This is a genomic window from Pedobacter zeae, from assembly GCF_014196715.1.
Classification (GTDB): domain Bacteria; phylum Bacteroidota; class Bacteroidia; order Sphingobacteriales; family Sphingobacteriaceae; genus Pedobacter; species Pedobacter zeae.
In genome coordinates, this window is the sequence record NZ_JACIEF010000003.1 from 1,049,650 (window position 1) to 1,062,075 (window position 12,426).

9 protein-coding genes and 1 tRNA gene are annotated in these 12,426 nt (G+C 41.3%); 5 read left to right on the plus strand and 5 right to left on the minus strand.

The annotated features are described in order from the left end of the window. Positions 1-127: 127 nt before the first annotated feature. The 3 genes from GGQ60_RS17510 to GGQ60_RS17520 are packed head-to-tail and all read left to right on the plus strand — an operon-like array spanning position 128 to position 5,211. Entirely contained in the window at positions 128-3,256 is a 3,129-nt protein-coding gene (locus tag GGQ60_RS17510; protein WP_183766773.1) for a SusC/RagA family TonB-linked outer membrane protein, read from the plus strand. 18 nt (positions 3,257-3,274) lie between these two features. Further along, the gene (locus GGQ60_RS17515) at positions 3,275-4,750 is read left to right on the plus strand and encodes a SusD/RagB family nutrient-binding outer membrane lipoprotein (RefSeq protein ID WP_183766775.1); all 1,476 of its coding nucleotides are present in this window, start codon (positions 3,275-3,277) and stop codon (positions 4,748-4,750) included. Between the two features lie 8 nt (positions 4,751-4,758). Continuing rightward, the gene (locus tag GGQ60_RS17520; RefSeq protein ID WP_183766777.1) at positions 4,759-5,211 is read left to right on the plus strand and encodes a hypothetical protein; all 453 of its coding nucleotides are present in this window, start codon (positions 4,759-4,761) and stop codon (positions 5,209-5,211) included. Positions 5,212-5,272: 61 nt separating this feature from the next. On the opposite strand, the gene GGQ60_RS17525 is transcribed toward GGQ60_RS17520, so the two are convergent. After that, positions 5,273-5,680, minus strand: coding sequence for a DoxX family protein (locus GGQ60_RS17525; RefSeq protein WP_183766778.1), 408 nt, complete (start codon positions 5,678-5,680; stop codon positions 5,273-5,275). 1 nt (position 5,681) lies between these two features. Continuing rightward, a complete protein-coding gene (locus GGQ60_RS17530; RefSeq protein ID WP_183766779.1) occupies positions 5,682-6,581 on the minus strand; it encodes a S66 peptidase family protein in 900 nt (299 codons plus the stop codon). Positions 6,582-6,621: 40 nt separating this feature from the next. Between GGQ60_RS17530 and metG the strand changes: the two genes are divergently transcribed. After that, positions 6,622-8,730, plus strand: a complete 2,109-nt coding sequence (metG, locus tag GGQ60_RS17535) for a methionine--tRNA ligase (RefSeq protein WP_183766780.1) — start codon at positions 6,622-6,624, stop codon at positions 8,728-8,730. Positions 8,731-8,804: 74 nt separating this feature from the next. Here metG and GGQ60_RS17540 read toward each other — a convergent pair whose 3' ends face one another. Beyond that, on the minus strand, positions 8,805-9,527 hold the full coding sequence (locus GGQ60_RS17540; protein ID WP_183766781.1) for an SDR family oxidoreductase: 723 nt from the start codon (positions 9,525-9,527) through the stop codon (positions 8,805-8,807). Between the two features lie 232 nt (positions 9,528-9,759). Between GGQ60_RS17540 and GGQ60_RS17545 the strand changes: the two genes are divergently transcribed. Then, positions 9,760-9,831: transfer RNA gene (locus GGQ60_RS17545), tRNA-Arg, on the plus strand. Positions 9,832-9,971: 140 nt separating this feature from the next. Here GGQ60_RS17545 and GGQ60_RS17550 read toward each other — a convergent pair. After that, positions 9,972-12,041: an arylsulfatase gene (locus tag GGQ60_RS17550; RefSeq protein WP_183766782.1), complete on the minus strand. Its 2,070-nt coding sequence runs from the start codon at positions 12,039-12,041 to the stop codon at positions 9,972-9,974. 76 nt (positions 12,042-12,117) lie between these two features. Then, complete coding sequence (locus GGQ60_RS17555; protein WP_183767261.1) at positions 12,118-12,300, minus strand: hypothetical protein; 183 nt, start codon at positions 12,298-12,300, stop codon at positions 12,118-12,120. Positions 12,301-12,426: the final 126 nt, after the last annotated feature.

The window sequence follows — 12,426 nt, forward strand, 5'->3', positions numbered from 1 at the left end:
TAAATAGTCGCCAGATGTGGTGGTTTTAATTTTCATTAAAGCAGGAAATGAAAAATATGTAAAATTTGCATTACAAAATACTAAATCTTATATTGGACTAACTATTAACTAAACTAAACTATTTTTTATGAAAAAACTTCTACAAAGTTTGTTCATATTGCTATTTATTGCCACCTCAGCAATAGCGCAGGATCGAACAATCACAGGAACGGTTACGGCCAGTGAAGATGGATTGCCTCTTCCGGGTGTAAGTGTAAGAATTAAAGATGCATCAAATTCCGGTGTCTCTACAAATGCCGCAGGTAAATTTTCTATAAAGGCAGGTACAGGCGTAAAAGTGTTGGTTTTTTCTTCTGTTGGCTATTTAACGCAAGAGGTTACCATCCGTGGAAGCGTAATCAATGTTTCTATGGAAACTGATTCAAAGTCACTATCCGAAGTGGTGGTAACAGCATTAGGTCAAAAAAGAGAAGCCAAATCTTTAGGTTATGCCGCAACGACCATTGATGCTTCAAAATTAACGGCAGGCCGTTCAACCAACGTGGTAAATGCGTTGGCAGGTAAAGTAGCAGGGGTAAAAATTCTGTCTACAGGTGGTGCAACAGGCGCTTCATCAAATATTAATATTAGACAGGCCACCACCTTTACCGGATCGAACCAGCCGCTATGGGTGTTAGATGGTATTCCTATTGATAATGGTGGTGGAGGACAATCTGTAAATACAGGGAGTACAAATTCGAACAGGGGTATTGATTTAAACCAGGATGATATTGAGTCTGTAACGATTTTAAAGGGGCCAGCAGCAGCGGTGCTTTATGGATCGAGGGCTGTTGCCGGGGCTGTAATTGTAACCACTAAAAAAGGAAGCAAAGGACAGGCCGGAAGAGTAGAATTAAGCAGTAACTACAATTATATAGAGGTTAACCGTTTACCGGATTATCAAAATGAATACTCTCAGGGAGCCAATGGATTATATGATTCTTATTCGCAAATGTCGTGGGGAGCTAAAATAACGGGTCAAACAGTCACCAATTACCTTGGTAACCCGGAAACACTTACTGCCTACCCGGATAATGTTAAGGATATATTTAAAGGAGGCTATAACCTGCAGAATAACGTTACTTTTACTGGCGGTACCGAAAAATCAGCTTACTATTTTAATTATGGAAATTTTAAAGAAAGTGGGTTTATCGATAACAACACTTTGGCTAAAAATAACTTTACGGTTAATGCCAGTACACAATTGAGTAAAAACCTCACCCTAAGCTCTTCAATTCAGTACATCCATAATAACTCTGTAGGCACACCTACTGGTAATGCAAGGTCTAATCCCCTATTTGATGGAATGACATTGCCAAGAACCTATAACCTGGCAAATTACCCCTTCGAAACTCCTGCTGGCTTAAATAACATTCCTACCAGCCGAGTGAACAATGCAGGCTATACTTACTATAATATTTTAGGTACAGATAACCCATTATGGTCAATTAAATATGTTTTGTACAAACAAAAGATAGACCGCGCCATTGGTAATGTGGGTTTGGATTATAAAATAGCTGATTGGTTAAGTGCCAATTATAAAATCGGTATTGATCAATATACCAACGTATCTAAAACAATCAACGAAAAATCAGCAAACAACAACCAGTCTGCAAGCAGGGCCGGTTCAATCATAGATAATACGACAAACCGACGTGAGGTAAGTTCGTATTTCAATTTGGTGGCCAACAAAAGGTTCTGGAAAGACTTCGGGGCCAGACTTTTATTGGGTAACGAGATTAACTACAGAAGATTAGACCAGCTACAGGTTACCGGTAATGGTATACAGGCAGCCCATAATTACAATATCTCGAATACCTTAACTTACATTCCGGTTCAAGCCATAACCGAACAGAGCCTGGTAGGGGTATATGCCGACATTAGTTTAGATTATAAATCGTTTGCATACTTATCATTTACAGGACGCAGAGATGTTTCGTCAACTTTTGCCCCTGATAAAAGAAGTTATTTTTACCCTAAAGTAGATGCCAGTTTTATTGCAACAGAGGCTTTCCCGGAGTTAAAACAAAATGATATCTTAACGTATTTGAAAATCAGGGCCAACTATGCGAAAGTAGGTAGAGAGGCACCGGTTTACAGTACCGGTACGTATTTTGGCACTGCAGGTCCTTCTGATGGTTTCGGACCAAATCTGGTTTTTCCATTTAACGGGGTAAATGGGCAGACTTTTTCGAACGCAGCGGGTAACATTAATATCAAGCCCGAATTTACAGCTTCAAGAGAAATTGGTTTAGAGGCTAAGCTTCTAAAAGACAGGTTGAGTTTCGATATTGCATACTATAGCACCAAAAGTACCGATATTATCTTTTCTGTACCTAGTGCGCCTTCATCCGGATTTACCAGTACCCTGTTAAATGCCGGAACGCTAAAAGCTCATGGTATCGAGTTATTGGTTAGTGGAACACCGATAAAATCAAGAGACTTTAACTGGGATTTATCTGTAAACTTTACCAAAGGAAGAAATGAAGTGGTGGAGCTTGCTCCAGGCGTTCCTTTTATCGGTAATGGTGGTTTTACCAATCCACAAGGCCGTATCGTTACCGGATATCAGTACGGAACATTATTTGGTCAGGTATTTAAAAAACTTAACGGCAAGGATATTGTGGATGCGAACGGCAGGCTAAGCTCTGGCCAGATCAATACTGCAGAACTGCAGCCGATCGGTGATCCAAATCCAAAATGGACCGGTGGTGTAAATACAACATTCTCTTATAAAGGCTTATCATTAAGCTTGTTTGCTGATGTGCGGTATGGCGGTGATATTTATTCGAGAACAATTACCGATTTAAGACGATACGGTGTTGCTGCTGAAACAGGGAACAGGGATCGTTTATACATGCACAATGCCGTATATGCTGATGGTACTCCAAATAATACCTTAATTACTGCAGAACAATATTATAGTGATTTGTATTCTTCAGCAGCCCAGCAATATGCGGTTTTTGATGGTTCCTGGATCAGGCTGCGTGAAGCCACTCTATCTTATCGTATACCGGGCAAACTGTTAAATAAACTAAGCTTTATAAAAGGAATTAATGTTGGTTTAACAGGAAGAAACCTTTTGATGTACGCGCCTAATTTCCCTCACCTCGATCCGGAGAACAATCTTTTGGGTGTTAGTAATGGGCAGGGGATTGAATATAATGGTCAGCCTCAAACCAGAACCTATGGTGGATTTTTAAAATTATCATTTTAGTATTAGGAGAGTTTAAATATGAAAATTAATATAAAGAAAATCGTTTTTGGATTGGCATTAGCCATGACAGGACTGAGCTCATGCAAGAAATTTGTAGACATCAATGATGATCCCACACGATTAAAAGACCCTGATGCTAGTTTAATCTTACCTGCAGCGCAAGGTAACCTTGCTTTTACCATGGGCTCCGATATACACCGTTTTACTTCATTATGGGTGCAGCAGTTTGCTGCGCAGGGAGGTGGCTCGGTTCAGCCAACGCAATATGATAAATATGCGGTAGGTGAAGGTGATATCAATAACACCTGGGCGGCAACTTTTGCAGGTACCTTAGCTGATTTACAGAAAGTAATCGACAAAACCAAGGCAACAAGCCCAAAATATGCGGGTGTTGCAGAGCTGATAAAAGCCTATGTTTATCAAACCCATGTGGATGCGTATGGTGATCTGCCTTATACCGAAGCTATTGGTTATGAAGCGAATTTAAAACCCAAATTTGATGGATCTTCAGCAATATACGATAACCTGTTCAGCTTAATTGATGAGGGTATTGCCGATATCAAAAAAACATCTTTATTGGCGCCTACAACTGATGATCTATTTTATGGTGGTGATATGGATAAATGGGAACGTTTTGCAAATGCGTTAAAGTTGAGAATGTATATCCACTATTTTTCTACAAACGGAACGGCGGCAGATGCTACAAGAGCTAAAACAGGTATAACCGCAATTTTGGCTGCGAATAAACTATTAAGAGGAAATTCCGATAATTTTCAGATGCGGTTTTTAACTTCGGCCAATCAAACCAATCCTATTCACCAATTTGAAGGATCGAGGCCAAACCAGTTTTTTCCAAGTAAAACATTGGTTGATATCATGAACGCCAAGAGTGATAGTAGAAGAAACTCATATTTTACCCTGCAATCAGGAACCTATATCGGTGCCACAAATGGGAATGGTGATGTTGTGGTAAGTACTGCTTTTTCGCGCATGAGCACTTATCTTAGAGGAAAGCTTTCAGCAGGTGCATATTCTGGTGAAGCGCCAATAAGGATGTTTACTTTTGCTGAGCAAAATCAGATTTTGGCAGAATATTTTGCGAGAACAAATGGAGGGAATGATTTACTCACTGCCGATACCTATTATAAAGCAGGGATAACCGCTTCGTTTGCAAATGCGGTTGAATTTTCGGATGCAACAGAAGCTTCAGCAGTGAGCTCGGGTTTAACGGCGTATCTGGCCTCAGCAAATGGGACGCTGGTTACCGGGAATGCTCTTCAAAAAATTATTGAAGAAAAATTCGTTTCTAATTTCGGAGTAGCCATCGAGCCCTGGACAGACTGGAGGAGAACGGGATTTCCTGTACTGACGCCGGTATCTCCTTCAACAGCTGTTCCGCGTATATTGCCGTATTCATTTAACGAGAGAAGCTACAATCCTAACACACCAGCCCGACCTTCAGTATTTGTAAAATCTGTATTTTGGGATAAATAATTATAACTATGAAAAGAATTTTAATCATATTGTTTGCATCAATATTAGGCTTGGCCTCATGCAAAAAAGACCCAAAACAACCTGAAACGCTTGATACAGACGTTACTATTATTTTTGATGGGAACATCAATACAGTATCGGGTACTTATTCAAGCTATGCGAGCGCTACACCACCATTGGTGAAAGGTACTGGAACGGTAAATATTGTAATTACTTATAGCGGAGATGTGAAAACACTTTCGTTTACTACACCAACAGGCACGGTTGTTAACAATCTTGGTACGGCTACAGTAAGTGGCGGTTCTTATACTTTTACGAAATTGGTAAAAGATTTACGTGGTGCGGCTGATGCTCCGCTCCCTACTTCGGGTTCAAGCGGGTCGGTTGTTTTAACGGTTACAGCAACCCTCGGTAATGGGCAGACGGTAAAACGCTTCTTCACCATTAACATAACCGGATAACCGGTAAAAATAAAGGGCTGCAAATTTGCAGCCCTTTATTTTTTAAATTGAAGGAATGAGCTTATTTCTTATCTACACTATATTTCCCCGGTCCAATAAAGATCAATCCGAAAAACACAATGCCCAATTCAATTGCATGGCTGGCGCCTTGTAAGCCATCCCCTTTACCAAAATGAACCAAAGCTGCTATAATCATCGTAAAGACCAATAAAATTAAGGCAGGACGGAAAAACAAGCCTACAATTAAAAGAAAACCGCCAAAAGTTTCTGTAGCAGCGGCCATAAAACCCCAAAATATGGGTAAAAAGTTTATGCCGATTACTTTCATACTTCCGCCTAAATCAGTCCAGCCATTTGGCCCGCCTGCCAGTTTCGGGAAACCATGAATAATGAACATTACGCCTAAACCAATACGTAGCAGTAAAAGGCCTGTATTGCGGTATTTTCCTAAATTGTCTAAAATTGCCATTTTATAAATATTTAAATTGAACGTTGTTTGTTTCTACTTTTAAGCTTACTTCAGCACCTAAAACCATATTAAGGTTATTGCTGATATGCCCCGTTGGAAAATTAAAGCAGACCGGAAAATTATATTCTTTAACAATATCCCAGATGACCTCATCAGCGGTTTGTCCGAAAGAAATCTTTTCTTCAGCTATTTCATTAAACGCGCCTACGATGAGTCCCTTTAAGTGCGCCAGTTTTCCTGCACGCTTTAGCATCCGTAACATCCGGTCGATGCTATACTCTTGTTCGCCAACATCTTCCAAAAAAAGAATTTTATCGGTAAAATCCATTTCCGAAACTGAGCCCTGTACCATGGCAAGCAAGGTTAAATTACCTCCAATCAAAATCCCGCCTGCTTCCCCTGCCCTATTCTTAAAGCTGCTTTGGTAAGAATAAGTTTGTTTTTCGCCGAATAAAGCCTTCTTTAAAGAAATTAAAGCTTCTTCAGTCGATTCATCAAAGGTATAGGGCATCTGTGCATGCATACACTGGGTATTACATTGCGCAATCAAATGCGACAGCAGAACGGTAATATCGCTAAAACCCACAAACCACTTAGGATTTTTTTTAAATTCCGTAAAGTCCAGGTGATCGATAATCCGGATGGTACCATAACCTCCGCGGCCCGAAATTATTGCTTTTATAGATGGATCATCTAAAAAGCGCTGAATATCTTTAGTCCTTAGCGCGTCAGTTCCGGCAAATTGGTGATGACCGGCATGTACCGTATCACCTAAAATAACCTCTAAACCCCAGCCTTTCAATATTTCAATGGCATGGTCTATCGGTTTAGGTAATTTCTTTGCCGGACAGACCAGGGCAATCTTATCTCCTTTTTTTAAATATGGGGGCTGCTTAATCATCTTTAAAACACTTATCTTTGCCAAATTAATAAAAATTGTTTTGGATAATAGTAAAATAAAAAGATATACCGTAACTGCGGCATTACCCTATACAAATGGACCAGTTCATATTGGGCACCTGGCCGGCGTTTACATCCCTGCAGATATTTATGCCCGTTACTTAAGGTCGAACAAGCGTGATGTGAAATTCATCTGCGGATCTGACGAAAACGGCGTTCCGATTACTTTAAAGGCCAAAAAAGAGGGGATAACGCCACAGGAAGTGGTAGATAAGTACCATAAAATTATTGGCGATTCCTTTAAAGAGTTTGGTATATCTTTCGATATCTATCACCGGACCTCATCGCTTACCCACCATCAAACCGCTTCCGACTTCTTCGAAACACTTTATGAGAAAGGAGTTTTTACTGAAGAAATTACCGAGCAGTATTACGATGCCACCGCGAAACAATTTTTGGCCGATCGTTACATCACCGGTACCTGCCCTAAGTGTGGCAATGAAAATGCTTACGGTGATCAGTGCGAGAACTGTGGCTCTACGCTTAATGCAACCGATCTGATCAATCCAAAATCGACCTTATCGGGCGATAAACCCATTTTAAAGGAAACTAAAAACTGGTTTCTGCCCTTGGATAAGTATGAAGACCGCTTAAGGGCTTATATCGAAAGTCATAAAGAGTGGCGCCCAAATGTTTACGGGCAATGCCAAAGCTGGTTAAATGCAGGCTTACAGCCAAGGGCAATGACCCGAGACCTGGATTGGGGGGTGCGCGTTCCGCTTCGTGATGCCGAGGGCAAAGTACTTTATGTATGGTTCGATGCGCCTATTGGCTATATTTCTGCTACTAAAGAGCTTTGTAATTACGCCAAACTCGATGTTTGGAATCCAAAAGCTGAAGAATATTACATCAGCAGTTACGAAAACGATAAATGTGGCTGGGAAGAATACTGGAAAAGCGACGAAACCAAGCTTGTGCACTTTATCGGTAAAGATAACATCGTTTTTCACTGTATTATTTTCCCTGCGATGTTAATGGCGCATGGCGAATATACTTTGGCCGATAATGTACCCGCCAACGAATTTTTAAACCTGGAAGGCCAAAAAATATCGACTTCTAAAAACTGGGCGGTTTGGCTGAATGAATATTTAAGGGAGTTTGAAGGTAAACAGGATGTTTTACGTTATGTATTAACAGCAACGGCTCCCGAAACCAAGGATAACGACTTTACCTGGAAAGATTTTCAGGCAAGAAACAATAATGAGCTGGTAGCTATACTTGGAAACTTTGTGAACCGCGTAGTGGTGCTTACACATAAATATTTTGGTGGTACGGTACCAACCTGTATGGAAATTACGGATGTAGACCAGGCAGTTATTGATGAACTGGCTGGGTACCCGGCTAAAATTTCTGCATCAATAGAAAACTACCGCTTTAGAGAGGCACTATCAGAAGTAATGAACGTTGCCCGTTTAGGGAATAAATACCTGGCCGAAACTGAACCTTGGAAGCTGATTAAAACCGACGAAGACCGCGTAAGAACGATTTTGCATATTGCACTTCAAATAGCAGCTAATATTCAGGTTCTGATCGAACCTTTCTTGCCATTTACCGCCGAAAAGTTAATGAAGATGCTTAAAAACGGAGGGCAGGACTGGGAAAATGCAGGCACGGTTAGCTTGTTAAAACGTGGTCATGAGATTGGCGAGGCAGTTCTTTTATTTGAGAAAATAGAAGATGCTGAAATTGATTTTCAGATCGGGAAACTAAATCAAAGTAAGGCCAGCAATGCCGCAAGTACAGCTGTAGCCTTACCGGCAAAAGAAAATATCCAGTTTGACGATTTTTCGGCAATGGATATCCGTGTAGCCACTATCGTTGCTGCAGAAAAGGTAGAGAAAACAAAAAAACTATTAAAATTAACGGTAAATACCGGTATCGACGAAAGAACGGTAGTTTCGGGTATTGCCGAATATTATAAACCTGAAGATATTGTGGGCAAACAGGTAAGCATGGTCATCAATCTTGCTCCGCGCGAAATCAAAGGAATTTTATCTCAGGGAATGATCCTGATGGCCGAAAATGCAGAAGGAAAGCTCACTTTCGTGGCCCCTTTAGAAAAGTTTCAGGAAGGTAGTGTAATCAGATAAGCTACTGTTAAAATACAAAAGCCATTTGATCTGTCTTAGACCAAATGGCTTTTGCTTTGAATACTAAACCTGAATTAAGGATTCATGCGGTTAAAATATTCGCTAATGGCATCGTTATTGGCTTTTGCCCTGTCGCCACTCGTGCCAAAAGTTAATTCAGTTTTTCCTGCTTTCATCTGTTCAAATACCGACTCAACAAAATCGCTCACTGCAGGATATGCATTATGAATACCTTTACCACCTAAATCCGTGTTTAAAGCTGGTGGAATCATTTCGATCACTTCTATTTTCGAATCTTTTAAACTGTGGCGCAATGAAAGGGTAAAAGAACGCATAAAAGCTTTCGTTCCACAATAAACAGGTACGGCCGATAAGGGCACAAATGCCAGTCCGGACGTAACATTGATAATGGTATCCAGTGCATCCAGTTGGGTAAACAGTTTGGTTAAATGAACTGGGGCCAAAATATTGGTGCTAATTTCATCATTTGCTTTTTCGTAAAAATCGTCATCCCCGATGTTCATCCAGTTCTGGATGCCCGCATTGTTTATCAATACATTTAAATCGCTATGATTTTCTGCAATCCAATTGTACAACTCAATTCTGCCTTCTTCATGCGATAGATCGCATGTTTTGGTAATTACTGAAGGTAGTTTCTCCAGGGCTTGTTGTAAAGCCGGTTCGCGCCGGCCGCAGATAATTACCGTATTGTTTTCCTGTATATACCTTTCGGCCAATCCCAGTCCAATGCCTGTTGCACCACCTGTAATCAGGATTTTATTATTTGCTAATTTCATGTTATTTATAAATTGATCAAACAAAGATGAGGCTATTGAAAAGATTTATTATGGTGAGTAGTACAGTTTTTTAATTCGTTGGTCTAAAAAGATATCGTGCTTAAAATGAGCCTGTTTTGTTGGACTGGAAGAATAATTCCAGGTTCTTGATAAAGCATTTCATTTCATAAAATGCTTTTTATAATGGCTTCTTTGCATCAAAACTTTTATTATATTTGCCGCTGTTTAAAATGGCCCCGTAGTTCAACGGATAGAATAGAAGTTTCCTAAACTTTAGATAGCAGTTCGATTCTGCTCGGGGCTACTCAGGAAAAGCTCATCGTAAGGTGGGCTTTTTTAGTTTATTGATTGAATAGTTGATAGGCAATAGCCAAGGGTAGAAAAAAATAGCCCCTGTACTTTGGTTAGTATAGGGGCTATTTTATTAATCAGCGGTAATGATCGCTAATACACACAATTCTCTCCGCTTAGGCTGTGCCAAACGCCATCTTCACCTTTAAAATCTATTTTTAAGCTATTATCTGTACTTTTTAGGGCATAAACGTTCAGGGGATGATAACCTGCTTCCAGCATAACAGTTTTTTCAATTACCTGTTTACTGGTGTAACCAAAATCGGCATCCAGGAGGTTAATTTGGTGGAGTTTTACAAAGGCTTTGCTACCTGTACTCAGTTTAAAGGTATAGGTTCCTTTCTTTTCGATTTTTATCAGACCCTGATAGTTCAGCATGCCTTTGTTAGGGGTAGTAGCAGCACTCAATGTTTGAACAACTCCACTGGCTGCAGGTTTCGATTGATTTGAAACGGTTACATAACGGAAAGCGCTTGGGAAAAACAACCATTTGAGACCTTTTTTTGCACTTTCAGGCTTTGTCACTCCCGGAATGGCGATGCTATCATAAGGGCGTTTCGCATCCTGATCCATCGCGTGCGCTTGCAGGGCCATATTGCGAAACTGCTGCTGTAATTCACTTAAGCCGGCATTTTTAGCCAGATTATCGGTTTGTTTAGGGTCTTTAACCACATTATAGATTTCAAAATCATCGGCAGCCGACTTGATATTATAGCGCACGCCTACCATGTCGCCTATCCTCAGCATTTGCATCTGGTTGCGTTTCCGGTTGGCATGGCTGGCTTCGAACGCACTAAAGCCAGGTGTACTGCCCGATTCGAAATATTCTACATAAACCTTGCTTTCTGCCGGTTTGCCTGTCTGCGTTAAAGCCGGTACCAGCGATACACCGGTAATCCGGGCCGGTACAGGCGCGCCAGCCGCATCTGCAAAAGTAGGTAACCAATCAGATAACATGGAAGGGGTATTAACCACCTTGCCCGCCGGAATGCGTTTTGGCCAGGCAATTACCGAAGGCATGCGTATACCACCTTCCCAGCAATCACGTTTTATGCCATCAAAAGGGCCATAACTTTCAAAAAAGGTAGGGTGGTTAGGTACATACTGTTTGGGCAGGTACGATTCTATCGATGGGCCGTTATCAGAGGTAAATACGATCATGGTGTTTTCGGCAATTTTCAGGTCGGTTAATAAGGTACGGATATCGCCAATCGCATCATCTAAGCGGCGTACTGCAGTTGCATAGCGCTTATAGGTATCTGGCCATGGTTTTGCAGGGGTACTGGGATCGTGGTCATCATCGTAGCTGGCATTGGCATAATCCGGATGTACGTAACTATCTACAGTACCTGTGGCCGAATTAATCATTTTGCCTTTCTCGTTCAGCCATTGCAAACCGCCTTTTAGCCCGCCACCTTGTGGGTAAGCTTGTGTAGGCAACTCCAATACGGCATGAGGCGCATCGTATGCCAGGTACATAAAAAAAGGTTGTTTAGCCTGGTGCTGCTTTTCGAAACCGATAATGAAATCTTTGGCTTTTGCTGTCCAGAGGTCGGTGGTATAACATTTCTGCAAATCTGCTGATACTTCATTGTAATTGTTCCAGACCTCTTTTTTACCGCGGTAAACGCCTTCAACCGGATAGTGTTCGTGTCCGTCGGCATGGCGCATATAACCATAGTATTGGTCGAAACCTCTTTTTAACGGGTGGGCAGGCCAGTTGGGGCGTTGCTTCTCATCCGTTCCCTGTAGGCCCCATTTTCCTATCGCTACGGTGGTATAACCGGCGTCTTTGAGCACGGTGGCCATGGTATGATTGTTTTCTAAGGCCTTATCAAACTGGTTATCCCTGATGTGCGCATTTCCTTGGTTTACGCCGGTAAGCAGCGAAGCACGCGATGGTGCACATACCGGTGCATTGGCATATTGCTGGGTTAGTATGGCACCTGCTTTGGCCATGGCATCCAGATTAGGGGTAAACAGTGCCGGCAGGTTTTTGGCTTTCTGGTTCTGGAAAAGTACCCCCAGGTCGCCATAGCCCAAATCATCAACCAAAATGTAAATGATGTTTGGCTTTTGCTGGGCATTTGCAGTTGATAGAGCCAGTGCTGACCATAATAAAACAATTGTGTACCGGAGGGTGTTTCTTTTGCTGCTTTTCATAGCGGATTATAGGACTTGGGGTAATATTGTACAGTACAGGGTGGTTAGCCCCCACTGTTATAATTGTTAAAGGCTGTTATTTCCAGCCCGGGTTCTGTATAATTTTAGGGTTAAGTACAATCTGGTTAGATGCTGTAGGGTAAAGGTAATAATAATCAGGAAAAGTGCCCCGAGGTACGCCTAAATAAGAGATATTATCCGGGTATTTAAAACTAACCCTATCATCGGCTGCGGGCAACAAATAATTTAAAATGAACATCGCCCTACTTTAATAAAGTAAATGTAGTTCCAGGCTAAAAAGTTAAGAAGAGTTCGTCTAGAAATTACAGGCGTTGGTCTAGCGGTTACCAACGCTGGTATAATACCGGGTTTTTGCCTGCAACGT